The 23,496-nt window shown below is 67.5% G+C and carries 20 protein-coding genes; 12 read left to right on the forward strand and 8 right to left on the reverse strand.

Going from position 1 to position 23,496, the window contains the following annotated elements; genetic code table 11:
* Window positions 1–107: 107 nt before the first annotated feature.
* Both AXYL_RS11815 and AXYL_RS11820 read left to right on the forward strand, forming a co-directional pair.
* Window positions 108–746, forward strand: coding sequence for a glutathione S-transferase family protein (locus tag AXYL_RS11815; RefSeq protein WP_013393019.1), 639 nt, complete (start codon window positions 108–110; stop codon window positions 744–746).
* A 27-nt stretch (window positions 747–773) separates the two neighbouring features.
* The gene (locus AXYL_RS11820) at window positions 774–1,748 is read left to right on the forward strand and encodes a pyridoxamine 5'-phosphate oxidase family protein (RefSeq protein ID WP_013393020.1); all 975 of its coding nucleotides are present in this window, start codon (window positions 774–776) and stop codon (window positions 1,746–1,748) included.
* A 7-nt stretch (window positions 1,749–1,755) separates the two neighbouring features.
* On the opposite strand, the gene AXYL_RS11825 is transcribed toward AXYL_RS11820, so the two are convergent.
* On the reverse strand, window positions 1,756–2,211 hold the full coding sequence (locus AXYL_RS11825; RefSeq protein WP_013393021.1) for a winged helix-turn-helix transcriptional regulator: 456 nt from the start codon (window positions 2,209–2,211) through the stop codon (window positions 1,756–1,758).
* 128 nt (window positions 2,212–2,339) lie between these two features.
* On the opposite strand from AXYL_RS11825, the gene AXYL_RS11830 reads away from it, so the two are divergent.
* Entirely contained in the window at window positions 2,340–3,563 is a 1,224-nt protein-coding gene (locus AXYL_RS11830) for an MFS transporter (RefSeq protein ID WP_013393022.1), read from the forward strand.
* An 848-nt stretch (window positions 3,564–4,411) separates the two neighbouring features.
* Here AXYL_RS11830 and AXYL_RS11835 read toward each other — a convergent pair.
* Window positions 4,412–6,181: an acyl-CoA dehydrogenase gene (locus tag AXYL_RS11835; RefSeq protein WP_013393023.1), complete on the reverse strand. Its 1,770-nt coding sequence runs from the start codon at window positions 6,179–6,181 to the stop codon at window positions 4,412–4,414.
* Between the two features lie 37 nt (window positions 6,182–6,218).
* Window positions 6,219–7,874 (reverse strand): acyl-CoA synthetase, encoded by a 1,656-nt coding sequence (locus tag AXYL_RS11840; RefSeq protein WP_041653312.1) that lies wholly within the window; start codon window positions 7,872–7,874, stop codon window positions 6,219–6,221.
* A 162-nt stretch (window positions 7,875–8,036) separates the two neighbouring features.
* Here AXYL_RS11840 and AXYL_RS11845 point away from each other — a divergent pair, with 162 nt between their 5' ends.
* Window positions 8,037–8,747, forward strand: a complete 711-nt coding sequence (locus tag AXYL_RS11845; RefSeq protein ID WP_013393025.1) for a Crp/Fnr family transcriptional regulator — start codon at window positions 8,037–8,039, stop codon at window positions 8,745–8,747.
* A gap of 10 nt (window positions 8,748–8,757) precedes the next feature.
* Here the strand turns inward: AXYL_RS11845 and AXYL_RS11850 are convergent, their stop codons facing one another.
* Together AXYL_RS11850 and AXYL_RS11855 are read right to left on the reverse strand one after the other, a co-directional pair.
* On the reverse strand, window positions 8,758–9,462 hold the full coding sequence (locus AXYL_RS11850) for an aspartate/glutamate racemase family protein (RefSeq protein ID WP_013393026.1): 705 nt from the start codon (window positions 9,460–9,462) through the stop codon (window positions 8,758–8,760).
* A complete protein-coding gene (locus AXYL_RS11855; protein WP_013393027.1) occupies window positions 9,459–9,917 on the reverse strand; it encodes a MarR family winged helix-turn-helix transcriptional regulator in 459 nt (152 codons plus the stop codon). The genes AXYL_RS11850 and AXYL_RS11855 overlap by 4 nt, the downstream gene beginning before the upstream one ends.
* A 238-nt stretch (window positions 9,918–10,155) precedes the next feature.
* On the opposite strand from AXYL_RS11855, the gene AXYL_RS11860 reads away from it, so the two are divergent.
* Together AXYL_RS11860 and AXYL_RS11865 are read left to right on the forward strand one after the other, a co-directional pair.
* Window positions 10,156–12,441 carry a nitric-oxide reductase large subunit gene (locus tag AXYL_RS11860; protein ID WP_013393028.1) on the forward strand — a complete coding sequence of 762 codons (2,286 nt, stop codon included), beginning with the start codon at window positions 10,156–10,158 and terminating at the stop codon, window positions 12,439–12,441.
* A 102-nt stretch (window positions 12,442–12,543) separates the two neighbouring features.
* A complete protein-coding gene (locus AXYL_RS11865) occupies window positions 12,544–13,419 on the forward strand; it encodes a formylglycine-generating enzyme family protein (RefSeq protein WP_013393029.1) in 876 nt (291 codons plus the stop codon).
* Window positions 13,420–13,441: 22 nt separating this feature from the next.
* Here the strand turns inward: AXYL_RS11865 and AXYL_RS11870 are convergent, their stop codons facing one another.
* Window positions 13,442–14,278 (reverse strand): Crp/Fnr family transcriptional regulator, encoded by an 837-nt coding sequence (locus tag AXYL_RS11870; protein WP_013393030.1) that lies wholly within the window; start codon window positions 14,276–14,278, stop codon window positions 13,442–13,444.
* 156 nt (window positions 14,279–14,434) lie between these two features.
* Between AXYL_RS11870 and nirK the strand changes: the two genes are divergently transcribed.
* From nirK to aceE, 3 genes are all read left to right on the forward strand, one after another.
* Entirely contained in the window at window positions 14,435–15,517 is a 1,083-nt protein-coding gene (gene nirK, locus AXYL_RS11875) for a copper-containing nitrite reductase (protein WP_013393031.1), read from the forward strand.
* 87 nt (window positions 15,518–15,604) lie between these two features.
* The gene (locus AXYL_RS11880; RefSeq protein ID WP_013393032.1) at window positions 15,605–15,931 is read left to right on the forward strand and encodes a c-type cytochrome; all 327 of its coding nucleotides are present in this window, start codon (window positions 15,605–15,607) and stop codon (window positions 15,929–15,931) included.
* Between the two features lie 158 nt (window positions 15,932–16,089).
* The gene (aceE, locus tag AXYL_RS11885) at window positions 16,090–18,753 is read left to right on the forward strand and encodes a pyruvate dehydrogenase (acetyl-transferring), homodimeric type (protein ID WP_013393033.1); all 2,664 of its coding nucleotides are present in this window, start codon (window positions 16,090–16,092) and stop codon (window positions 18,751–18,753) included.
* A gap of 5 nt (window positions 18,754–18,758) precedes the next feature.
* Here aceE and AXYL_RS11890 read toward each other — a convergent pair whose 3' ends face one another.
* On the reverse strand, window positions 18,759–19,382 hold the full coding sequence (locus AXYL_RS11890) for a LysE family translocator (protein ID WP_013393034.1): 624 nt from the start codon (window positions 19,380–19,382) through the stop codon (window positions 18,759–18,761).
* 171 nt (window positions 19,383–19,553) lie between these two features.
* On the opposite strand from AXYL_RS11890, the gene gorA reads away from it, so the two are divergent.
* Window positions 19,554–20,912, forward strand: coding sequence for a glutathione-disulfide reductase (gorA, locus tag AXYL_RS11895; protein WP_013393035.1), 1,359 nt, complete (start codon window positions 19,554–19,556; stop codon window positions 20,910–20,912).
* An 11-nt stretch (window positions 20,913–20,923) separates the two neighbouring features.
* Here gorA and AXYL_RS11900 read toward each other — a convergent pair whose 3' ends face one another.
* Window positions 20,924–21,739 (reverse strand): DUF72 domain-containing protein, encoded by an 816-nt coding sequence (locus tag AXYL_RS11900; protein ID WP_013393036.1) that lies wholly within the window; start codon window positions 21,737–21,739, stop codon window positions 20,924–20,926.
* A 152-nt stretch (window positions 21,740–21,891) separates the two neighbouring features.
* Here AXYL_RS11900 and AXYL_RS11905 point away from each other — a divergent pair, with 152 nt between their 5' ends.
* Both AXYL_RS11905 and AXYL_RS11910 read left to right on the forward strand, forming a co-directional pair.
* The gene (locus tag AXYL_RS11905) at window positions 21,892–22,524 is read left to right on the forward strand and encodes a LysE family translocator (RefSeq protein ID WP_013393037.1); all 633 of its coding nucleotides are present in this window, start codon (window positions 21,892–21,894) and stop codon (window positions 22,522–22,524) included.
* Complete coding sequence (locus AXYL_RS11910) at window positions 22,524–22,820, forward strand: hypothetical protein (RefSeq protein WP_013393038.1); 297 nt, start codon at window positions 22,524–22,526, stop codon at window positions 22,818–22,820. The genes AXYL_RS11905 and AXYL_RS11910 overlap by 1 nt, the downstream gene beginning before the upstream one ends.
* Window positions 22,821–23,496 lie beyond the last annotated feature (676 nt).

The following is a 23,496-nucleotide window of genomic DNA, read 5'->3' on the forward strand; positions in this document are numbered from 1 at the left end:
CGCCCCGTTTCTTTCATCCGAAGCAAGAGTGTCTTGCAGACGCTGGCCGTTCACGCGCGGCCGGCGCCGGTCCAAGATGGAACCTGTATCCGACTTGGAGCCCACTCATGCAAACCGCCCAGACCTCTGCGCTGACGTTCTACAGCTTCCCCCTGTCCGGCCACGCCCATCGCGTCGCCCTGATGCTGTCCCTGCTGGAGGTGCCGCACCGCAAGGTGGATGTGGACCTGCGCGGCGGCGAGCACAAGCGCCCCGCATTCCTGGCCCTCAATTCCTTTGGCCAGGTGCCGGTCATCGACGACAACGGCGTCGTGGTGGCCGATTCCACCGCGATCCTGGTCTATCTGGCCAAGCGCTACAACGGCCAGGCCTGGCTGCCGGAGGATCCCGCCGGCGCGGCAGCGGTACAGCGCTGGTTGTCGGTGGCCTCGGGGCAACTGGTGAACGGTCCGAATGCGGCGCGCCTGGTGGTGCTGTTCGGCGCGTCCCATGACGTGGACAGCACGTTGGCCCGCGCGCATGCCTTGCTGCAGGTCATGGACGGCGAACTGACGGCGCGCGATTTCCTGGCGGGGGCGGCGCCCACCATCGCGGATGTGGCTTGTTATGCCTACGTGGCGCACGCGCCGGAAGGTAATGTGTCGCTGGAAGCCTATCCTCACGTGCGCGCCTGGCTGCGCCGCATCGAAAGCCTGCCGCGCTTCGTGCCCATGCCCAAGTCGCCCGTGGGCCTGCTGGCTGCCTGAGGGCGCGCGCCGCGCAAGGAGAATGCCATGGCCATCGCAGAACCTGTCGCCGTCCCGCCGTCACCGTGGCATGCGGGTGAACGCCTGCTGCAACAACAGGCGGGCGTCGCCGAACGCATGGCAGTGGCGGGACCCAAAGTCATCCGCGATTACATGCCGGACCAGCACCGCATTTTTTTCCAGCAATTGCCCTTTGTGGTGGCGGGCGCGGTGGACGGCCAGGGCGATCCCTGGGCCGGCGTGCTGGAAGGCCTGCCGGGTTTCGTGACCTCGCCCGATCCGCGCAGCCTGCGCGTGTCCGCGGTGCCGGACGCCGACGACCCGCTGCTGGCCGGCATGAGGCCGGACCGGCAGCTGGGCCTGCTGGGCATCGAACTGCACACGCGCCGGCGCAACCGCGCCAACGGCCGCATCGCGGCCTGGGACGGCAAGCGTTTCGAGGTGGCGGTGACGCAGTCCTTCGGCAACTGCCCGCAGTACATCCAGGCGCGCGAGTTCCAGTTTTCGCGGTCGCCCGCCTTGCGTTTTCCCGGCACGCCGCAAGAACGCGGCGGGCTGGACGATGCGGCGCGGGCGCTGATCGCCCGGTCCGACACGTTTTTCGTGGCGACCTATGCGGACGAGGGCGGCCGCAGGGTCGATGTCTCGCATCGGGGCGGCAAGCCGGGATTCGTGCGGGTGGATGGCGACGTGCTGACCATTCCCGATTTTTCCGGCAACCGCTTCTTCAACACCTTGGGCAACATGGTGCTCAACCCGCGCGCCGGGCTGCTGTTCATCGATTTCGAGCGCGGCGACGTGCTGCAACTGAGCGGCGCGGCCGAAGTGGTGCTGGACAGCCCGGAGATCGCGCAGTTCGATGGCGCCGAACGGCTGTGGCGGGTGCATGCGCGCCGGGTAGTCCGCCGGCCCGGGGCGCTGGCCTTGCGCTGGCGCTTCGATTCCTATTCGCCGACCGCGCTGGCGACCGGGCAGTGGCCGTCAGCAGCGAGGGGTGCATAGGCCGGACCTAGCCCGCCAGAGCGGTCTTCTGCACCACGGCGTCGTCCGGGCCGAGCAGGCGGCCGTCCTGCGCCCGGATTTCCAGCTTGCGCACCGGCTGGCCGCGCTTGCGGTCTATCAGCGTCGAGTGGGGTTCGGCGGCGCCGTAGTAGTGCTCTTCGCCCCATTGGCGCAAGCCCACGATCACCGGGAAGAGCGCCCGGCCTTTGTCCGTCAGCACGTATTCCTGGTAGGCGCTGCCATCCGAGGCCGGCGCCACTTCCAGGATGCCATGCGCCACCAGCGTGCGCAGCCGGTCGCTGAGGATGTTCTTGGCCACGCCCAGGCTTTTCTGCAGCTCGCCGAAACGCCGTAATCCATCGAAGGCGTCGCGCACGATCAGCAGCGACCACCAGTCGCCGATCGCGTCCAGGGAGCGTGCCACCGGGCAGGCGGCGCCTTCGAGACTAGTGCGTTTGACCATATCGGATCCTCGCTGAGGGGAATGACGGCAATGGGTGGCAACGGCTGTTTTGTCGAAATTTCGGTTGCATTATAAAACCTTCAAACCTACTATTCTGGTTTTATAACGCAACCAAGTTGGAGAAAGACATGCCTGCTCGATCAGAACCCGCCGACCCCGCATCCCCTGGCCCGATGCCCAGATCGTTGGTGATGCTGCTGGCGGTCGCCTGCGCCCTGAGCGTGGCGAACGTGTATTACGCCCAGCCCCTGCTGGACGCCATCGGCCGCGAGTTCGGTATCGCCGAAGGCGCGGTGGGCATCGTGGTCACGGCCACGCAGTTGGGCTGCGCGCTGGCGCTGCTGTTGGTGGTGCCGCTGGGCGACCTGCTGGACCGGCGGCGCCTGATGCTGGGGCAATTGGCATTGCTGGTGCTGTCTTTGGTGGCGGTGGCGCTGTCGGCCGGTACGCCCTGGTTGCTGATGGGCATGGTGGCGCTGGGCCTCTTGGGGACCGCGATGACGCAGGGTCTTCTGGCCCTGTCCGCGGCGCTGGCCGCGCCGGGCGAGCGCGGCCGCGTGGTCGGCGCGGCGCAGGGCGGGGTAGTGATCGGCCTGCTGCTGGCGCGCACGCTGGCCGGGGCCGTGGCGGACCTGTGGGGCTGGCGCGCGGTCTACGTAGTGTCGGCGGCGCTGGCCGCCGTGCTGGCCGTGGTGCTGGCGCGGCGCCTGCCGCAACGCCGGCTGCCCGCGGTGGAGATGGGCTATTGGGCTTTGCTGCGCTCGCTCTACGGCCTGCTGGCCACCGAGCGCGTACTGCGCGTGCGCGGCATGATCGCGCTGCTGATGTTCGCCGCCTTCAGCGCCTTCTGGACCGCGCTGGTGCTGCCCCTGAGCGCGCCGCCGCATTCCCTCACGCACAGCGCGGTGGGCGCGTTCGGGCTGGTGGGTGTGGCGGGCGTGCTGATGGCGGCGCGCGCCGGCCGGCTGGCGGACAGCGGGCAGGGCGAGCGGACCACGGCCGTGGGGTTGACGCTGCTATGCCTGGCCTGGGTGCCGATCGCCTTTCTGGATCAGAGCCTGTGGCTGCTGGCGTTGGGCGTGCTGGTCCTGGATATCGCTTTGCAGGCGCTGCACGTGACTAACCAGACCATGATCTTCAGCGTGAATCCGCAGGCGCATAGTCGATTGGTCGGGGGCTACATGATGTTCTACGCGGTGGGGAGCGGGTTGGGGTCTATCGCTTCGACTGCGGTTTATGCTCAGGCGGGCTGGTTGGGGGTGTGCTTGTTGGGGGCGGGTATCAGTGTTGTGGCGCTGGCGTTCTGGGCGGTGACGTTGCCGCGTGGTGAGCGTTTGGCTGTTGGTTCTTAGGATGCTTGTCGTGGGGTTCTTTAGACGCCTGTCGCGTCGTGGGCTCGCTGGTTGAATCTTCACGGCCGCTGGGGCGGGTGGTGTGCTTGGCGTTTTGGCCACGGTCGGTGGGGTGTTGGCGTGTCTTGCGGGGCCCGCCCCAGGCCGGCCGCCCGGGCGGCCTCTTGGGGCTTACGCGGCGTCTTGCGTCGCGCGATGGCGCTGCGCGCTGGTGGTGGGGGCGTTCTCGTGGTAACGCGTGCAGCAGATGTGGGTCTGAATTTGGTTAGGCGCTGCGGTCGGGGCGATGGCGAAAGGCACGGGTCGCCAGCAATCGTCATTTCAACGCGGGTGCCGGATGGGTGGCGCGCGTCCGGATCTGCATGCGCAAGCGGCTATTCGCCGCGCGCCACCCATCACCGCCTATTCCCCCATGAGCTGGGGAGCAATAACAAATCAGTCATCGCATTCGCGTAAGCGAACACAATAGAAATTCAAGAGATCACGTATGTCATTATCGGCCGCCCGCGCGGCCGATAATGACGGGCAGCCCAAGCATCGTCCCTGACCACGGCTGCAGCAGCGCTCCAAGCGAAGATTCAAGTAGCTCGTCGGCGCGGGCGCCTGAGTGGCGGGCAACCTCGATGCGCCCGAGGGAATCCGAAGGCAGCCGCCGCAGGCGGCAACGAGGATGACGAAGGGGAAGTCCGGAGCGAACGCTCCGGACCGCAATCGTGGGCGCCCGCCACTCAGGCGCCCGCGCCGGCGTGCGGCCTACGAAGCACTGGAACGCGACTCCGAAGCCAATCCCCAACGAGAGCTCAGACGAGACCCTCACGCATGAAGGGCCCGTAATGCACCACAAACAGCTACGGCTGCACTTCATACTCCCCAGATCCCAGCACCACCGCCGCAAGCCCAGGCGCCTGGCTCAGCTTATGCAACGCGTAGCATTGCGCGGTGGCGATCTTGGCGTCGTGGAAGGCCGGGTCTTCCTGGCGCAGGTCCAGGCTGGCCAGCAGCGCGCGCGCCATCTGCCAGCCGGCAAAGGTGGTGCCCGCCAGCAGCAGATACGGCACGGCCGCGGCAAATACGGCGTTGGGGCGGCTGGCGGCGTTGGCCAGCACGAAGTCGATGGCGTCGGCCAGGGCCGCGCGGGCCTGGCGCAAAGGCGTCAGCATCAGACGGGCGGCCGGTTCGCTGCGGGCTTCCAGCGCCGCTTCGGTCTTGCCGACTTCCGCGAGCAGAGCGCGGGCAACCGCGCCACCGTCGCGCAGGGTCTTGCGGCCCACCAGGTCATTGGCCTGGATCGCCGTGGTGCCTTCGTAGATCGTCAGGATGCGCGCGTCGCGGTAGTACTGCGCCGCCCCGGTTTCCTCGATGAAGCCCATGCCGCCGTGTACCTGCACGCCCAGGCTGGCCACGTCGATGGACATCTCGGTGCACCAGCCCTTGACGATGGGCACCAGGTATTCCTGCACCGCCAGGTGGCGCTTGCGGGCCTCGGCGTCGGGGTTGGCGTGCGCCTGGTCGGCATGGCCCGCAGTGTAGTAGGCCAGCGCGCGGCCGGCCTCGGTCAGCGCGCGCATCGTACCCAGCATGCGGCGCACGTCGGGGTGCTGGATGATGGGCACGGCGTCCTTGGAGGAGCCGTCCACCGGGCGGCTCTGCACGCGCTCGGCGGCATAGGCCAGCGCGTGCTGGTGGGCGCGGTCGGCGACGGCGACGCCCTGCACGCCCACGGCGTAGCGGGCGGCATTCATCATGATGAACATGGCGTCCAGGCCGCGGTTCTCCTGGCCCACCAGGTAGCCCAGCGCGCCGCCCGCGTCGCCGAACTGCAGCGTGCAGGTGGGGCTGGCCTTGATGCCCAGCTTGTGCTCGATCGACACGCAATGGACGTCGTTGCGCGCGCCCAGCGTGCCGTCTTCGTTCACCAGGAACTTGGGCACCAGGAACAGCGAAATGCCTTTGACGCCTTCGGGCGCGTCGGGCAGGCGCGCCAGCACCAGGTGCAGGATGTTCTCGGCCAGGTCGTGCTCGCCGTAGGTGATGAAGATCTTGGTGCCGGAGATGCGGTAGGTGCCGTCGCCCACGGGCTGCGCGCGCGAACGCACCATGGCCAGGTCCGAGCCCGCCTGCGGCTCGGTCAGGTTCATGGTGCCGGTCCAGCGTCCGGAAATCATGGGCTCGATGAAGCGCTGCTTCAGTTCAGGCGAACCGGCAGTCAGCAGCGCCTCGATCGCGCCGTTGGTCAGCAGCGGGCATAGCGCGAACGACAGATTGGCGGCGTTCAGCATTTCGGAGCAGGGCGAGCCGATCAGGCCCGGCAGGCCCTGGCCGCCGTATTCCACCGGATGCGTCATGCCCTGCCAGCCGGCTTCGGCGTACAGGTTGAACGCCTGCTTGAAGCCCGGCGAGGTGGTGACGGCGCCATCGCGCCAGGAACTGGGCTCGCGGTCGGCGGGGTGGTTCAGCGGGGCCAGCACGTCGGCGGTGTAGCGGGCGGATTCCTCCAGCACGGCCTGGGTGGTGTCGGGCGTGGCTTCCTCGAAACCGGGCAGCGCGGCGACTTGCGGCAGGCCGGCAAGATGGTTCAGCACGAACAGCATGTCTTTCACGGGGGCTTGGTACGTCATGGCGTCGGAGCTCCTGGATGGGATGGGGACGAGGGATTCAGCCGGCCTTGCCGGGGCCGGCCACGTCGATGGCCTGGGTCGCGCCGACGGCGGCGCGCAGTTCGAATTTCTGGATCTTGCCGGTGGAGGTCTTGGGCAGCTCGCCGAAGCGCACCGCGCGCGGCACCTTGAAGCCGGGCAGCAGCAGCTTGCAGTGCGCGATGATCTCTTCGGCGGTGGCGCTGCAGCCGGGCTTGAGCTCGACGAAGGCGCAGGGGGTTTCACCCCACTTGGGATCGGGCATGGCCACCACGGCCACCGCCGCCACGGCAGGGTGGCGATAGAGCGCGTCTTCCACTTCGATGCTGGAGATGTTCTCGCCGCCGGAAATGATGATGTCCTTGCTGCGGTCCTTGATCCGGACATAGCCGTCGGCCGTCATCACGCCCAGGTCGCCGGTGCGGAACCAGCCGCCGGCAAAGGCCTGATCGGTGGCGCGTTCGTTCTTCAAGTAGCCCTTCATGCAGATGTTGCCGCGGAACATGACCTCGCCCACGGTCTGCTCGTCGGCCGGCACCTCTTCCATGGTGTCGGGATTGCGCACGGACACGCCGGCCTGCAGGTGGTAGCGCACGCCCTGGCGCGCATTGCGCAGCGCGCGCTCTTCCTCGTCCAGCGCGTCCCAGGCTTCCTGGCGGGCGCACACGGCTGCGGGTCCGTAGACTTCGGTCAGGCCGTACACATGGGTCAGTTCAAAGCCGATGTCGCGCATCTTGGCGATGACGGCAGGCGCGGGCGCGGCGCCCGCCACCATGGTGCGCACGGTGTGGTCGATGCCGGCGCGCATCTCGGCCGGCGCGTTGGCCAGCGCGCTCTGCACGATGGGCGCGCCGCAATAGTGGGTGACGCCTTCATTGCGGATCAGGTCGAACACGGTCTGCGGATCGAACTTGCGCAGGCAGACGTTGACCCCGGCGCGCGCGGCGATGGTCCAGGCGAAACACCAGCCGTTGCAGTGGAACAGCGGCAGCGTCCACAGATAGACCGGATGCTTGGGCATGTCCCATTCAAGGATGTTGCTGATGGCGTTGAGGTAGGCGCCGCGGTAGTGGTAGACCACGCCCTTGGGATCGCCGGTGGTGCCGGAGGTGTAGTTCAGCGCGATGGCGTCCCATTCGTCGGCAGGCGGCTTCCAGTCGTAGCAGGCGGGGGCGCCGGCCAGGAAGGCTTCGTAATCGACCGCGCCGGGCAGTTCGGCGGCAGCGGTGTCCAGGTCGTGCACCGAGATGAGCTTGAGTTGCGGGAACTCGGCCCGCGCGCGCTGGGCGAGCTCGGCGTACTCGGTGTCCACGATCAGCGCCTGCGCTTCGCCGTGGCCCAGCATGAACAGCACGCTGGGCGTGTCCAGGCGGGTGTTCAGGGTGTTGAGCACGGCGCCCAGCATGGGCACGCCGAAATGGGCTTCGACCATGGCGGGAATGTTGGGCAGCATCACGGCCACGGTGTCGCCGCGCTTGATGCCGGCTTGCGCCAGCGCGCCGGCCAGGCGCTGGGCGCGCTCGTAGGTCTGGGCCCAGTTGCGCCGCACCTTGCCGTGGACGATGGCCAGCCGCTGGCCGTAGACCTGCGCCGCGCGGGCGATGAAATCCACCGGGGTCAGGGCTTCGTAGTTGGCGTCGCGGCGCGCAAGGCCGCGGTCGAACATACCGCTCATGCTTGTCTCCAGTTGGGACGCGCAGGCGTCCCTTATCCATCTGCGGGGCGTTTGATCCCCGTCGCTTGCCCTAGCTTAGAGGGCCGCCGAAAATACTGTCTGTCACCTGCATGACAGACCGGCGGCCAACCTGGCTTTCCCAAGTTTTACACAGTTATTCCCATGTCCGACGTTTCAAACATCGTTTCCGCTGCGGAACTGGCCAGCCTGTTCGAGGCGTGCGCCTGGTTCGCTGCACTGGAGGCCCGCCACCAGGACCTGGTGCTCGCGACGTCGCGCGCCGAACACGTGGCCAACGGCGCCTGGATCGCGCGGCGCAACGCGCCCTCGGACTATTGGCTGGGGGTGCATTCGGGCCTGTTGAAGCTGGCCATCTACAACGAGTCGGGCCGCAGCTGTACGTTTTCGGGCGTGCCGCCGGGCGGCTGGTTTGGCGAGGGCAGTGTGATCAAGCGCGAGCTGCGCAAGTACGACGTGGTGGCGATCCAGCCGTCGCTGGTGTTGCAGGTGCCTACGGCCACCTTCCATGCGCTGTTGTCGGCCAGCCTGCCGTTTTCGCATTTCGTCATCGGCCAGTTGAACAACCGCATGGGCGAGTTCATCGCCTCGATCCAGAACCACCGTTTGCTGGATGCGGACGCGCGCGTGGCGCAGTCGCTGGCGCAGCTGTTCAATCCGCAGCTGTATCCGTCCACCGATCTGACGCTGGCGATTTCGCAGGAAGAACTAGGCTATCTGACGGGCCTGTCGCGCCAGCGGGTCAACCAGGCGCTGCAGACGCTGGCGGACCAGGACATTCTGGCGCTGGCCTACAACCAGATCAAGGTGCTGGACCTGGACCGTCTGCGCCAGTACGGCCTGGACCAGCTCTGAGGGCGTCGGATCAGGCGCGGCGCAAGGCGCGGACCAGCGCCGCGCGCGCCAGGATGCGGGTCGAATCCAGCGTCGGCAGGGCGGCGTTGCCATCGTTCAGCACCAGCGGCAGTTCGGTGCAGCCCAGCACCACGGCATCGCAGCCGGCGTGGCGCAGGCGTTCGATCACGGCTTGCAGCCGGGCCACGGATTCCGGCTTGAACACGCCAAGCACCAGCTCGTCCATGATGACGCGGGCCAGGGTGTCGCGGTCTTCTTCGGACGGCCGCAGCCATTGCAAGCCGTGCGCTTCCAGCTGATCCGGATAGACGCTGCTGTCCACCAGCCAGCGCGTGCCCAGGATACCGATGCGGCGATAGCCGCGCGCCTGGGCCTCGGCCGCGACTTCCTCGGCGATATGCAGCCAGGGCAGGGGCGATTGCGGCAGCACATGCGCCAGCGCTTGGTGGATGGTGTTGTCCGGACAGATCAGGAAATCCGCGCCGGCGCGCGCCAACTTGCCGGCCGAGGACAGCATCAGCGCGCCCACGCCGGCCAGGTCGGTCCGGTCCAGGCAGGCGACGTAGTCCGCCAGCGAATGCGTGTGCAGCGAAATCTCCGGGTGCGCGTGCGGCCCCAGGCGTTCGGCGCCTTCCGCGCACAGGGTGCGATAGCAAAGCGCGGCGCCTTCGGCGGAGCAGGCGACGATGCCGATGTGCAGGGGCGTGCCATTCATTCGGCGGACTCCTTGCTGGATGCGCGCACGTGGCGGGCGATGTCGAGAAAGCTTGCCGCCATGGCGTCCTGCTGCGCCTGCGGCAGCCGCGACAGGAACAGCTCGTCGACAGCGGGACCGTAGACCTGCCACATCTCGTGGCGCAGCGCGCGCCCCTTGGGCGTGAGGCGGGCGTAGGTGGCGCGGCGGTCCTGGTCCGAGCGGAAACGTTCGACCAGGCCCTCGGCCTCGAGGCGGTCCATCAGGCGGGTCAGGTTGTAGCGCGCGATCACCATGCGCTCGGCGATCTCGAACATCCTGGCCGTGCCCTCGGGCGCGCGCTCCAGCGCCCACAGCGCGTCATACCAGGCCAGCGGCGGCAGGCCGGCGGCCGACAGGCGCTTTTCGATTTCTTCCACCACCAGCGCATGCGCGGTCAGGAAGAGGCTCCACGCATCGGGCTTGCCCCTGGCCATGCGGTCGATTCCTTTGAAAGAGGTGGGAATGCAGCGGCTGATTGTAAGAGGGCGGGGCCGTCCGCAGAGCATCAAGAAGGGTCCAAATAACCCTGTTGCAGTTATTTATACCCTTGATTGCGGTGGTCAAATCCACCCGCTGAAATACAACGCCATGATTTGAATGGGAATTTTCCTGGCACGAAATTCGCATAAGGGTACGTACCCCAAAACCGCAACACTGGAGGGCGTTCCCATCATGGGTCCGTATCGGAAATTATGGTTCACCTTGATCGCCGTATTGGCGGTCACGTTCGCATTGCTGGGCTTCTACGGCGGCGAGGTCTATCGCCAGGCGCCGCCGATACCCGGCCAGGTCGTGACGGCCGACGGCAAACCGCTGTTCGGCCGCGACGACATCCTGGACGGTCAGACGGCCTGGCAATCGGTCGGCGGCATGCAGCTCGGCTCCGTCTGGGGGCATGGCGCCTACCAGGCGCCGGACTGGACGGCCGACTGGCTGCACCGCGAGCTGACGGCCTGGCTGGACCTGGCCGCGCGCGAACAGCACGGCCAGGACTATGCGCAGCTGGACGCGCGCGCCCAGGCCGCGCTGCGCGCCGACCTGAAGGCCGAGTACCGCGCCAACCGCAGTGATGCCGCGACCGATACGCTGACGGTGAGCCCGCGGCGCGCGCGTGCCATGGCGCAGACGGCCGCCTACTACGGCCAGCTGTTTTCCGACGCGCCCGCGCTGCACCGCAGCCGCGAGAATTTCGCGATGAAGGAAAACACCTTGCCGGACGCCGCGCGCCGCACCCAGCTCACGCACTTCTTCTTCTGGACGGCGTGGGCGGCGGCGACCGAGCGCGAAGGCAAGAACGTCACCTACACCAACAACTGGCCGCATGAGCCGCTGATCGACAACGTGCCCAGCGCCGAAAACGTCATGTGGTCCATCATCAGCGTGGTGGTGCTACTGGCGGGCATCGGCTTCCTGGTCTGGGCCTGGGCCTTCCTGCGCGGCAAGGAAGAGGACGAGCCGCCGGCGCCGGCCAAGGATCCGCTGACCACCTTCCCCCTGACGCCTTCGCAGCGCGCCCTGGGCAAATACCTGTTCCTGGTGGTGGCGCTGTTCGGCTTCCAGGTGCTGCTGGGCGGCTTCACCGCACACTACACCGTCGAAGGGCAGAAGTTCTACGGCATCGACGTGTCGCAGTGGTTCCCGTATTCGCTGGTGCGCACCTGGCATATCCAGAGCGCGCTGTTCTGGATCGCCACCGGCTTCCTGGCCGCCGGCCTGTTCCTGGCGCCCTTGATCAATGGCGGGCGCGACCCGAAGTTCCAGAAGGTAGGCGTCGACATCCTGTTCTGGGCGCTGGTGCTGGTGGTGGTCGGATCGTTCACCGGCAATTACCTGGCGATCGCGCAGATCATGCCGCCGGACCTGAACTTCTGGCTGGGCCACCAGGGCTATGAATACGTGGACCTGGGGCGCCTGTGGCAGATCGGCAAGTTCGCGGGCATCTGCTTCTGGCTGGTGCTGATGCTGCGTGGCATCGTGCCCGCGCTGCGCACGCCGGGCGGCGACAAGAACCTGCTGGCGCTGTTGACCGCCTCGGTCGGCGCCATCGGCCTGTTTTACGGCGCCGGCTTCTTCTACGGCGAGCGCACCCACCTGACGGTGATGGAGTACTGGCGCTGGTGGATCGTGCACCTGTGGGTCGAGGGCTTCTTCGAAGTCTTCGCGACCACGGCGCTGGCCTTCATCTTCTCCACGCTGGGCCTGGTGTCGCGCCGCATGGCCACCACCGCCAGCCTGGCCTCGGCTTCGCTCTTTATGCTGGGCGGCATACCCGGCACCTTCCATCACCTGTACTTCGCCGGCACCACTACGCCCGTGATGGCCATCGGCGCCAGCTTCTCGGCGCTGGAAGTGGTGCCGCTTATCGTGCTGGGACACGAGGCCTGGGAGAACTGGCGCTTGAAGACCCGCGCGGCCTGGATGGACAACCTGAAGTGGCCGCTGATGTGCTTCGTGGCGGTGGCATTCTGGAACATGCTGGGCGCGGGCGTCTTCGGCTTCATGATCAACCCGCCGGTGTCGCTGTACTACATCCAGGGCCTGAACACGACGCCGGTCCATGCGCACGCGGCCCTGTTCGGTGTGTACGGCTTCCTGGCGCTGGGCTTCACCCTGCTGGTGCTGCGCTACATCCGTCCGCAGTACGCGCTGAGCCCCGGCCTGATGAAGCTGGCGTTCTGGGGCATGAACCTGGGCCTGGCGCTGATGATCTTCACAAGTCTGCTGCCGATCGGGCTGATCCAGTTCCATGCCAGCGTCAGCGAAGGCATGTGGTACGCCCGCAGCGAAGCCTTCATGCAGCAGGAACTGCTGAAGAACCTGCGCTGGGGCCGCACCTTCGGCGACGTGGTGTTCCTGCTGGGCGCGCTGGCCATCGTGATGCAGGTGATCCTGGGCCTCTTGAGCGGCAAGCCCGCGCAGGCCGAGCCGCGTCTGCAGCCCAAGGCGGCGCGCGGCTAGCAACTCGTCCCGCGGATGCGCGCGAGCGCATCCGCGGGACGGCCTGGCAGGCGCCGGCCTCCTTGCGCCAGCGCAAAGAGGCCGGCCACGGCAGCAGGTCCAATGGAATTCAGCCCGCACCTGACCGGCGCGGGCATTCCGGAGCACCGCCGCATGCGTATCCTGCCGACCGTCATCGTTGCATTGCTGTTGACCGCTTGCGGGCCCCAGGAAGGGGCCCGTTTTGCATTGCCGGAAATCACGCGCCTGCCGCCCGGCCAGGTGAGCTATGTGCCGCCGGGCGAGGCGCTGCGCAACGGCTATCCCGCCACGCCCGCGCCGCGCATCGCGCGCTACCCGGAAGGTCTGGCCATCATGACGCGGCAGGTCAGCCAGGCGGAGTACGCGGCTTGCGTGCGCGCTGGCGGATGCAAGCCGCCGGACCCCGCGCAGCGGCAGGCGGTCGCGCCCGACCTGCCGGCGGTGGGGATCAGCTGGACCGACGCCTCGGCCTATGCCGCCTGGCTCTCCGCGCGCACCGGGCAGCGCTTCCGCCTGCCCAGCTATGCGGAGTGGATCTATGCCGCGGGCGAAGCCTATCGCGAGGACGCCTTGCCGGCGTTGCCGGACGGCGCCGACCCCGCGCAGCGCTGGCTGGCGGAATACGAGCAGCAGAGCCGCCGCGGCGCGCAGGGCGACGACACGGTGCGGACCTTCGGGGCCTTCGGCAGCAACCGCGCAGGCTTGATGGACATGGCGGGCAGCGTGTGGGATTGGACCGACGATTGCCATGCGCGGCACGTGCTGGACGCGCTGCGGGATGATGCGCCCGCAAACGGCACGGACGCGCGGGAAAGCCGCAACTGCGGCATACGCGTCGCCGCCGGCAGGCACATCGCCTATCTGCCCGACTTCATCCGCGACCCGAAGGGCGGGGCGTGTTCGGTGGGCGTGCCGCCCGCGAACCTGGGCTTGCGGCTGGTGCTGGAATCGAGCTAGCGTCCGTCCACGCCGGCGGCCGCTACGCGCCGGCCTCCAGCAGCGCCTGGGCGGCCGACGGTTCCGCCGCGTCGTCCGCGGCCGGCGACCCGTGGCGACAGGACAGGCAGGCCGAACAGTCCACGGCGGGTCCGGCATGTTCGCCCAGCCGCGCCAGCGCGGCGGGCGAGCGCAGTACCACGCGCTTGCGGCCGGCCGAGACGATGCCGCGCTGCTTCCAGTCGCTGAGCAGCCGGCTGACCGTGTGCAGGGTGGTGCCAGTCATTTCGGCGATGTCTTGCCGGGTGATGGGAAAGCCGATGCCGATGCCGTCCTGCATCGGTTGGCCGGACTGCTGCACCAGCCTCAGGATGGCGCGCGCGACCCGTTGTTCGACTTCATCGGTGGACAGTTCCTGGATGCGGACATGGGCGTCCTGCAGGCGCTGCCCCATGGTTTGCAGAGCGGCCGCGCCCAGCTGGGGATGGCTGGCGGTGAAACGTTCCCAGACCGTGGCCGGCCACACCAGGCAGACGCTTTCCTGCACGGCCTGGACCGTGGCGGGATAGCACGGCTGCCGCATGGCGCAAGCCAGTCCGAACATATCGCCGGGATTGACGTAGCGCACCACCACCTGTTCGCCTTCCGGCGTCAGTTGCGCCACTTTCAGGCAACCGTGCAGCAGCACGAAGAAGTGCGCGGCGGGCGCACCCTGACGGTACGCGAATGCGCCGGCCTGCAGGCGGCAAGGCGTCGCGCCACGTAGCGCCGTGTCCAGCTGCGCATCGGACAGCGGCTTGAACAGATCCAGATTGCGGAGCAGGGCGTGGCACAGCGGCGACGACGCGGGGGGCCGCTCGGATACGTGTGGAGGGTCCATGTCCCGATGGTGACACCGTCGCTGCGCTGCGGCAATGCGAGCTGGCCTCCAGGCTGGTCCGAAGTTTGCGCTACAGCAAAGAAGCCAAGTGGTGCCGGGCCTTCAATGGAGCTGCCGACAGACTCGGCTTAGCAGAAACCGGAAGAGGAGTTGCACATGAACGCTTTGCGCCCCACCTTGCTTGCCATGGCTTTGATCGCAACGATGGCGGGCGGCCCGGCAGCCGCCCAGAACGCCGATCAGCTGGAACGCGCCAAGGTCGCGCTGGTCGCCCCGCCCATGGTCCACCCGCATGAGCAGGTGGCGCGCTCGGGCCCCAAGGTGATCGAGTTCACGATGACCATCGAAGAGAAGAAGATGGTCATCGACGACAAGGGCACGACCTTGCAGGCCATGACGTTCAACGGGTCCATGCCCGGTCCGACCCTGGTGGTGCACGAGGGCGACTATGTCGAGCTGACCCTGGTCAACCCGGCCACCAACGCCATGCCGCACAACGTGGATTTCCATGCGGCCACCGGCGCGCTGGGCGGGGCCAAGCTCACCAACGTCAACCCTGGCGAGCAGGCCACGCTGCGCTTCAAGGCGGATCGCAGCGGCACCTTCGTCTACCACTGTGCGCCGGAAGGCATGGTGCCGTGGCACGTGGTCGCCGGCATGAGCGGCACGCTGATGGTGCTGCCGCGCGACGGCCTGAAGGACCCGCAGGGCAAGCCGCTGCGCTACGACCGCGCCTACACGATAGGCGAGTTCGACCTGTACATCCCCAAAGACGCGAACGGCAAGTACAAGGACTACCCGACACTGGCCGAAAGCTATGGCGACACGGTGGCAGTGATGCGCACGCTGACGCCGTCGCACATCGTCTTCAACGGCAAGGTCGGCGCGTTGACGGGCGCGAATGCGCTCACCGCCAAGGTCGGCGAGACGGTGCTGCTGATCCATTCGCAGGCCAACCGCGACACGCGCCCGCACCTGATCGGCGGCCATGGCGACTGGGTCTGGGAGACCGGCAAGTTCGCCAACCCGCCGCAGAAGGACTTGGAAACCTGGTTCATCCGCGGCGGCTCGGCGGGGGCGGCGCTCTACACCTTTAAGCAGCCCGGCGTGTACGCCTACCTGAACCACAACCTGATCGAGGCCTTCGAGCTGGGCGCGGCCGGGCATATCAAGGTCGAGGGCAAGTGGAATGACGACCTGATGAAGCAGATCAAGGCGCCGGGTCCGATCCCGCGCTGAGCGCAGCGGCAGGGCGCGCTTTGCGCGTCCAGCCTTACCCGCGTCCGTCCGCGTCGCCATCACGCTTTTCCCTTCCGGAGCCTTGCCATGTCCAAGCTTTATCGAATCGCGTTCGCCGCCGCGTTGGCCGGCCTGCCCGTCCCGCAAGCGGGCGCGGAGACGCTGGCCGCCATCAATCCGGCCGGCGAAAAACTCTACAAGTCCGCCTGTGTCGTATGCCACGCCAGCGGGGTCGCCAACGCGCCCAGGCTGGGCGACAAGCAAGCCTGGTCGCCCTTTATCGCGCAGGGCACCGATGCGCTGCTGGCGACCGTGCTCAAGGGCAAGGGCGCAATGCCGCCGCGCGGCGGTTCGTCCGCGGACGAGTCCACGCTCAGGGCCGCGGTGGAATTCATGATGGCCGCGTCCCGCTAGCGTCCAGGTCTGGGGCCATCGATGACAGATAGTTGCACTTGCAATTATCAAGATTCCTCCATACGATTGCAATTGCACATGATGCAATTGCAATTCACGATGCGAAATGACGGCGCCCGTACATCGGGACGCCGCCTTCGCGCCACCAGGAGGACGCCATGGATACCCCGATAGAACCGACCGACGCCGATCCGCAGGAAACCCAGGAATGGCTGGAGGCCATGCAGGCCGTGCTGGCCCACGAAGGCCGGCCGCGCACCCACTATCTGCTGGACCAGCTGATCGGCCAGGACCGCGCCGGCCACGGCGGCTACGCCGCGCCTAACTCCACGCCCTACGTGAACACCATCCGGCCGGCGGAGCAGGGGCTGTTTCCGGGCGACATGGGCATCGAGCTGCGGCTGGACGCCTATCTGCGCTGGAATGCCATGGCCATGGTGCTGCGCGCGGGCAAGACCTCGGGCGTGGGCGGGCACATCGCCACCTATGCCTCGGCCACCACGCTGTACGAAACGGGCTTTCGCCATTTCTTCCGCGCCGCCAGACCGGACTTCCTGGGCGACATGCTGTACATCCAGGGGCACTCCGCGCCGGGCATCTATGCGCGCGCCTACCTGGAGGGCCGCATCTCCGAGGTCGAGCTCGACCGCTTCCGGCGCGAGACGGCCGGTGGTGGGCTGGCGTCCTATCCGCATCCGCGCACCATGCCGGGGTTCTGGCAGTTCCCCACGGTGTCGATGGGCCTGGGGCCGCTGATGGCGGCCTACCAGGCGCGCTACATGCGCTATCTGGAAGACCGCGAACTGATACCCGCGCAGGGCCGCAAGGTATGGGGCTTCCTGGGCGACGGCGAACAGGACCAGCCCGAGACCTTGGCGGCGGTGGCGATGGCCGGCCGCGAAAAGCTGGACAACCTGATCTTCGTGGTGAACTGCAATCTGCAGCGCCTGGACGGCCCGGTGCGCGGCAATGCCAAGATCATCCAGGAACTGGAAAGCGTGTACCGCGGCGCCGGCTGGAACGTCATCAAGGTGATCTGGGGCGCAGGCTGGGACGCGCTGCTGGCCCAGGACCACGACGGCCGCCTGCGCCGGCGCATGATGCAGTGCGTGGACGGCGAGTACCAGGTGTTCAAGGCGCGCGGCGGCGCCTATGTGCGCGAACATTTCTTCGGCGCCGATCCAGTGCTGCTGGAGCGCGTGGCGCACCTGAGCGACGAGGAAATCGGCGCGCTCAACCGCGGCGGGCACGATCCGGCCAAGGTCTATGCCGCCTACGCCACGGCGCTGGCCCACCGCGGCCAGCCCACCGTCATCCTGGCCAAGACCGTCAAGGGCTATGGCATGGGCGCGGCGGGCGAGGCCGCCAACACCAACCACCAGCAGAAGAAGATGGCGGATCCGGCCGTGCGCGCGTTCCGCGACCGCTTCTCCATTCCGGTGCCGGACGATCTGCTGGAACAGATCCCCTACATCAAGCCCGCGCCCGGCAGCGCCGAGCGGGCCTACTTCGATGCCGCGATCGCGCGCGCCGGCGGCCATTTGCCGCGGCGGCCGGCAGGGCCGGGCCCGTTGGCCACGCCGCCGCTGGAGGCCTTCGCCGCGCACCTGAAGGGCAGCGACGGACGCGAGTTCTCGACCACCATGGCCTTCGTGCGGGTGCTGGCGCAACTGCTCAAGGATCCTGGTATCGGCCAGCGGGTGGTGCCCATCGTGCCCGACGAGTCGCGCACCTTCGGCATGGACGGCATGTTCCGCCAGGTGGGCATCTATTCGCACGTGGGGCAGCTGTACACGCCGCAGGACGCCGACCAGTTGAGCGTCTACCGCGAAGACCGCCGCGGCCAGATCCTGCAGGAAGGCATCAACGAATCGGGCGCGATGTCTTCGTGGATCGCGGCGGCCACGGCGCACAGCACGCACGGCGTGGCCACCATCCCGTTCTACATCTTCTATTCCATGTTCGGCTTCCAGCGCGTGGGCGACCTGGCCTGGGCGGCGGGCGACATCCGCGCGCGCGGCTTCCTGCTGGGCGCGACGTCTGGGCGCACCACGCTGGAGGGCGAGGGCCTGCAGCATGACGACGGCCACAGTCACGTGCTGGCCTCGGTCATCCCCTCATGCGTGGCCTACGATCCGGCCTATGCCTATGAAATCGCGGTGATCGTGCAGGACGGCATGCGCCGCATGTACCAGGAAGAAGAGGACGTCTTCTACTACCTGACGCTGCTCAACGAGAAGACCGCGCATCCGCCCATGCCGCCGGGCGCCGAAGCGGGCATCCTGCGCGGCCTGTACCGCCTGCGCAAAGGCGGCGACGGCGCGCTGCGGGTGCAATTGCTGGGCAGCGGCGCGATCCTGGGCGAAGTGCTGGCGGCGGCCGATCTGCTGCGGCAGGACTTTGGCGTGGCGGCCGACGTCTGGAGCGTGACCAGCTATTCGGAGCTGGGCCGCGACGGCCAGGAAGCGGAACGCTGGAGCCGCCTGCATCCGCTGGAGGACAGGCGCCGAGGCTACGCGGAAACGGCGCTGGCGGACAGCGAGGGTCCGGTGGTGGCCGCCACCGACTACATGAAAACGGTGGCCGAACAGATACGTCCGTTCATGCAGGAGCGCCGCTACGTCACGCTGGGGACCGACGGCTTTGGCCGGTCCGACACGCGGACGGCGCTGCGGGCCTATTTCGAGGTGGACCGGCATCACATCGCGCTGGCGGCCCTGAAAGCGCTGGCGGACGACGGACTGATGCCGCACGAGTGCGCGGCGGACGCCATCGCCCGCTACGGCATCGACCCAGAGGCCGTGTCCGCGGCGCGGCCCTAGTCAGGCTAGACGCGCCGCGCCAGCAAGGCCCAGATCCCGGCGGCGGACAGCAGGGCGCCGCCGCCCAGGTTGAAGCCGCGCTGGGCGCGCGGCGAGGCCAGCAGGCGGCGGGCGGACCCGGCGAAGATGGCGTAGGCAGTGGCGTTGATGCCGGCGCAGGCGACGAAGGTGGCCGACAGGATCCAGAGCTGGCGCGTCACGTCGCCCGCCGGGTCGATGAACTGCGGCAGGAAGGCCACGAAGAAGATGATGCCCTTGGGATTCAGCGCCGTCACCAGATAGGTGTTGGCGAACAGCTTCCAGCGCGAACCCGACGCGGTCGCGGCCGGCAAGGTCGCGGGCGAGACGCCGGCGCGCAGCAGCTTGAAGCCCAGGTACAGCAGATACAGGCCGCCCACGACTTTGACCACCGTGAACCAGAACGCCGACGTCGTCAGCAGGGCGCCCAGGCCCAGCAGCGACAGCAGCAGGGCGGTGGAGTCGCCCAGCGCCACCGCCAGCACCAGCGGCAGGCGCGCGCGGCGGCCTTGCGCGATGGAGTAGCTGATGACGGTGAGTATCGTGGGCCCGGGCAACATCACGAGGAGGGCGGACGCGCCCAGAAAAGCCAGCCAGGTTTCAAGCGACATGGGATCTGCTCCAGGGGTGGGGCTGCGCGCGGCGGCCAGCCTGCGGCAAACTGTATAGCAATCGCAGCCGCCTGCAAACCGCGCCCGGACGGGCACGAACGCCGGGTGGTGTTAAATACAGCTTTCCCGGACAGTGAGCGCGGCGCCGCAAGGCGACGCGAAGGAAACACCATGGCATTCGATTTTGATCTGTTTGTGATCGGCGCGGGTTCTGGCGGCGTGCGTGCGGCGCGTTTCGCGGCCAGCTTCGGCGCGCGCGTGGCGGTGGCGGAAAGCCGCTACCTGGGCGGCACCTGCGTCAACGTGGGCTGCGTGCCCAAGAAGCTGCTGGTCTATGGCGCCCACTACAGCGAAGACTTCGAGCAGGCGCGCGGCTTCGGCTGGAACGCCGGCGAAGCCCGCTTTGACTGGCCCACGCTGATCGCGAACAAGAATCGGGAAATCGAACGTCTTAACGGCATTTACCGCAATTTGCTGGTCAATAGCGGCGTGACCCTGCTGGAAGGCCATGCCCGCATCGTGGATCCCCATACGGTCGAGATCAACGGCAAGTCCTACAGCACCGCCAACATTCTGGTGGCGACCGGCGGCTGGCCCCAGGTGCCGGACATTCCGGGCAAGGAACACGCCACCACCTCGAACGAGGCCTTTTTCCTGAAGCAACTGCCGCGCCGCGTGCTGGTGGTGGGCGGCGGCTATATCGCGGTGGAATTCGCCTCCATTTTCAATGGCATGGGCGCGCAGACCACGCAGGTCTACCGCGGCCCGCTGTTCCTGCGCGGCTTCGACCAGGGCGTGCGCGAGCATCTGCGCGACGAGCTGACCAAGAAGGGCATCGACCTGCGCTTCAACTCGGAAGTGACCCGCATCGACAAGCAGGCCGACGGCACGCTCGCCGCCACGCTGAAGGACGGCTCCGTGATCGAGGCCGACTGCGTGTTCTACGCCACCGGCCGCCGGCCCATGCTGGACAACCTGGGGCTGGAGAACACCGCGGTCAAGCTGGGCAAGGGCGGCTTCATCGAGGTGGACGACGAGTACCGCACGGCCGAGCCTTCCATCCTGGCCATCGGCGACGTGATAGGCCGGGTGCCGCTGACGCCGGTCGCGCTGGCCGAAGGCATGGCGGTGGCGCGGCGCCTGTTCCGGCCCGAGGAATACCGCAAGGTCGACTACCAGCTGATCCCGACGGCGGTGTTCAGCCTGCCCAACATCGGCACGGTGGGCATGACGACGGAAGAAGCGCGCGCCGCCGGCCACGAGGTCAAGCTGTTCGAGAGCCGCTTCCGGCCCATGAAGCTGACCTTGACCGAGTCGCAGGAAAAGACGCTGATGAAGCTGATCGTGGACGCCAAGACCGACCGCGTGCTGGGCGTGCACATGGTTGGCCCGGACGCGGGCGAGATCGTGCAGGGCATCGCGATTGCGCTGAAGGCCGGCGCGACCAAGCAGGTGTTCGACGAAACCATCGGCATCCATCCCACGGCGGCCGAAGAGTTCGTGACCCTGCGCACGCCCGTCGCCCAGTAAGACGGGGCGCGCTACAGGCGTTCGATCATGGCGCGCGCCGCCATCGGCGCGCGTTCCTTCGCGCCATTGATGAAAAAGGCAAAGACGTCTCCAGGCCGAGCCTTCTTGGACGGGGCGCCGGCCAGTGGCAAGTCGGCCGGATGCGTCCCGCGCGCCCAGCCGCGCAGGCGCTCCGCCCAGGCGTCCAACGCCTTGGGCGCATAGCCCGCCTTGTAGGCCGCGCTGGCGCGCATCAGCCGCGCGTACACGAAATCGGCCGTGCGGTCGGCGATGGACGGGTAGTCCTCGCTGTCCGTGTAGACCGTGGCCGCGCCGTGGCGCCGAGCCAGCTCCAGATATTCCTCGCAGGCGAAGCTGGCATGGCGCACGTCCAGCACGTGCCGCAGCGGCAGGCCGTCGACCTTCTCCGGCAGCAGCGCAAGGAAGGCGCCGAAGTCGTCCGCGTCAAAGACCTTGGTCGGCGCGAACTGCCAGACGATGGGCCCCAGCTTGGGGCCTAGCTCGGCGATGCCGCTGTGCACGAAGCGGTGGATCGAGTCTTTGGCGCCCGCCAGTTCGCGGCGGTTGGTCGCGTAGCGCGAAGCCTTCAGCGAAAACACGAAGCCTTCTGGCGTTTCATCGCGCCATTTGGCGAAGGTGGCCGGCTTCTGGGTGCTGTAGTAGGTGCCATTGATCTCGATGGCGCTGAGCTGGCTGCTGGCGTATTCCAGTTCGCGCGCGTGCGGCAGGTTTTCGGGGTAGAAGACGCCACGCCAGGGGGCATAGGTCCAGCCGCCGATACCGATGCGGATGGCGCCGTCTTTCGGATGAGGATGCGCTTGCGGCATGTCCGGCCCTCCAGGCGTGGGAACCGGACAACTGTATCGCCGGCGCCACTTGTCCGCAAACCCCGCTGCGGAAGTTCGCTGTTCCGATACAGTTTTGCGCTAAGGTGTGGATTCACCTTGCCACTTTCCGCGCGGCCCCGCGCCGGCCCATCATGCCCGACTTTACCCATTTGATGACGTTCGCCCTGGTTGCCCTGGGCATGGTGCTCACGCCCGGGCCCAACATGATCTACCTGGTTTCCCGTTCCATTTCGCAAGGCGCGCAGGCGGGCCTGATTTCGCTGGGGGGCGTGGCGGTCGGCTTCATCTTCTACGTGCTCTGCGCCGCGTTCGGCATCACGGCGCTGCTGATGGCAGTGCCTTACGCCTACGACGCGCTGCGCATCGGCGGCGCGCTGTACCTGCTCTACATGGCCTGGCAGGCGCTGCGTCCGGGCGGGCGTTCGCCGTTCCAGGTGCGCGAGCTGCCCAAAAGCAGCCCGCGCACGCTGTTCACGATGGGGCTGGTGACCAACCTGCTCAATCCCAAGATCGCGATCATGTATGTGTCGCTGCTGCCGCAGTTCATCCAACCCGAGCGCGGCAGCGTGTTCACGCAGTCGCTAGCGCTGGGCATGACGCAGGTCGCCATCAGCCTGACGGTCAATGCGCTGATCGCCATCATGGCGGGTTCCATCGCCGGGTTCCTGGCGGGCCGTCCCTTGTGGATGGTGGTGCAGCGCTGGCTGATGGGGACGGTGCTGGCCGGATTGGCGGTGCGCATGCTGATGGACAACCGCCGCTGATGCAGTCCGAGGACGGCTTCTTCGCGTCATTGGGCGGCATGCTGGGCGAGGCGCTGCGCAGCGTCGTCGCCGGGCTGAAGTGGCTGCTGGGCGGCGTAGGCAGCGCGCTGGGCGACTTCTACGCGGGCCTGTCGGGCGCGATGGGGATGAGTCCGTCGGTGTTCAATCTGGTGGTGTTGGCTATTGGGTTGATGCTGCTTTGGGCGGCGGTCAAGGCGTTGTTGAGGCGGAGTTTGTTGGGGGTTTTGGTTTGGGGGTTTTTGGCGGTGTTGGTGTTGGGCGGGTTGATTAATTGATGGGTTTTGTTGTGTTGCGGTTTGCGGGTGTTTTTCTGCTTTAGGCGCCAGCCGCGGCGTGGGCCTGGGGCGGGCGGTGTGCTTGGCGTGCTTGCCATCGGTGGGGTGTGGCGAAGGTCTTGCGGGGCCCGCTCCCGGCCGGCCGCGCGGGCGGCCTTTGGGAGCTTACGCGGTGTCTTGCGGCGAGTGATGGCGCTGCGCGCTGTTTGTCACCGGTTCCTTAAAAGAGGCGGTGCATGGGCAGACGATGCGCCGTATTCGCGTAGCGAGCACTATAGGAATTTTATAAATCGCGTATGTATTAATCGGCCGCCCGGGCGGCCGATTAATACGGGCAGCGCACGACTCGCCCCTGACCACGGCTCCAGCGGCACTACAAGCCAAGACAATGGCAGCCCGATTGATGCGCTGTCGCGGCCTTCGCGCAGCGAACACTATCGAGATTTTATGAATCGCGTATGTATTAGTCGGCCGCCCGGGCGGCCGACTAATACGGGCAGCCCACGACTCGTCCCTGACCACGGCTCTAGCAGCGCAGCAAGCCAAGACAGCGGCAGCCCAGCGGCGCGGGCGGCGAGGCGGCTCGCAACCTCGATGCGCCCGAGGGAATCCGTAGGAGTCGCCGAAGGCGAGGACGAGGATGACGACGGGGCAGTCCGGAGCGAAGGCTCCGGAC

Origin of the sequence: Achromobacter xylosoxidans A8, from assembly GCF_000165835.1 — a bacterium.
GTDB lineage: Bacteria > Pseudomonadota > Gammaproteobacteria > Burkholderiales > Burkholderiaceae_B > Achromobacter > Achromobacter xylosoxidans_B.

Excerpts from the sequence above, each read along its gene's own strand:
- AXYL_RS11815 (WP_013393019.1), top strand. The coding sequence starts at position 108 with ATGCAAACCGCCCAGACCTCTGCGCTGACGTTCTACAGCTTCCCCCTG.
- AXYL_RS11820 (WP_013393020.1), top strand. The coding sequence starts at position 774 with ATGGCCATCGCAGAACCTGTCGCCGTCCCGCCGTCACCGTGGCATGCG.
- AXYL_RS11825 (WP_013393021.1), bottom strand. The coding sequence starts at position 2,211 with ATGGTCAAACGCACTAGTCTCGAAGGCGCCGCCTGCCCGGTGGCACGC.
- AXYL_RS11830 (WP_013393022.1), top strand. The coding sequence starts at position 2,340 with ATGCCTGCTCGATCAGAACCCGCCGACCCCGCATCCCCTGGCCCGATG.
- AXYL_RS11835 (WP_013393023.1), bottom strand. The coding sequence starts at position 6,181 with ATGACGTACCAAGCCCCCGTGAAAGACATGCTGTTCGTGCTGAACCAT.
- AXYL_RS11840 (WP_041653312.1), bottom strand. The coding sequence starts at position 7,874 with ATGAGCGGTATGTTCGACCGCGGCCTTGCGCGCCGCGACGCCAACTAC.
- AXYL_RS11845 (WP_013393025.1), top strand. The coding sequence starts at position 8,037 with ATGTCCGACGTTTCAAACATCGTTTCCGCTGCGGAACTGGCCAGCCTG.
- AXYL_RS11850 (WP_013393026.1), bottom strand. The coding sequence starts at position 9,462 with ATGAATGGCACGCCCCTGCACATCGGCATCGTCGCCTGCTCCGCCGAA.
- AXYL_RS11855 (WP_013393027.1), bottom strand. The coding sequence starts at position 9,917 with ATGGCCAGGGGCAAGCCCGATGCGTGGAGCCTCTTCCTGACCGCGCAT.
- AXYL_RS11860 (WP_013393028.1), top strand. The coding sequence starts at position 10,156 with ATGGGTCCGTATCGGAAATTATGGTTCACCTTGATCGCCGTATTGGCG.
- AXYL_RS11865 (WP_013393029.1), top strand. The coding sequence starts at position 12,544 with ATGGAATTCAGCCCGCACCTGACCGGCGCGGGCATTCCGGAGCACCGC.
- AXYL_RS11870 (WP_013393030.1), bottom strand. The coding sequence starts at position 14,278 with ATGGACCCTCCACACGTATCCGAGCGGCCCCCCGCGTCGTCGCCGCTG.
- nirK (WP_013393031.1), top strand. The coding sequence starts at position 14,435 with ATGAACGCTTTGCGCCCCACCTTGCTTGCCATGGCTTTGATCGCAACG.
- AXYL_RS11880 (WP_013393032.1), top strand. The coding sequence starts at position 15,605 with ATGTCCAAGCTTTATCGAATCGCGTTCGCCGCCGCGTTGGCCGGCCTG.
- aceE (WP_013393033.1), top strand. The coding sequence starts at position 16,090 with ATGGATACCCCGATAGAACCGACCGACGCCGATCCGCAGGAAACCCAG.
- AXYL_RS11890 (WP_013393034.1), bottom strand. The coding sequence starts at position 19,382 with ATGTCGCTTGAAACCTGGCTGGCTTTTCTGGGCGCGTCCGCCCTCCTC.
- gorA (WP_013393035.1), top strand. The coding sequence starts at position 19,554 with ATGGCATTCGATTTTGATCTGTTTGTGATCGGCGCGGGTTCTGGCGGC.
- AXYL_RS11900 (WP_013393036.1), bottom strand. The coding sequence starts at position 21,739 with ATGCCGCAAGCGCATCCTCATCCGAAAGACGGCGCCATCCGCATCGGT.
- AXYL_RS11905 (WP_013393037.1), top strand. The coding sequence starts at position 21,892 with ATGCCCGACTTTACCCATTTGATGACGTTCGCCCTGGTTGCCCTGGGC.
- AXYL_RS11910 (WP_013393038.1), top strand. The coding sequence starts at position 22,524 with ATGCAGTCCGAGGACGGCTTCTTCGCGTCATTGGGCGGCATGCTGGGC.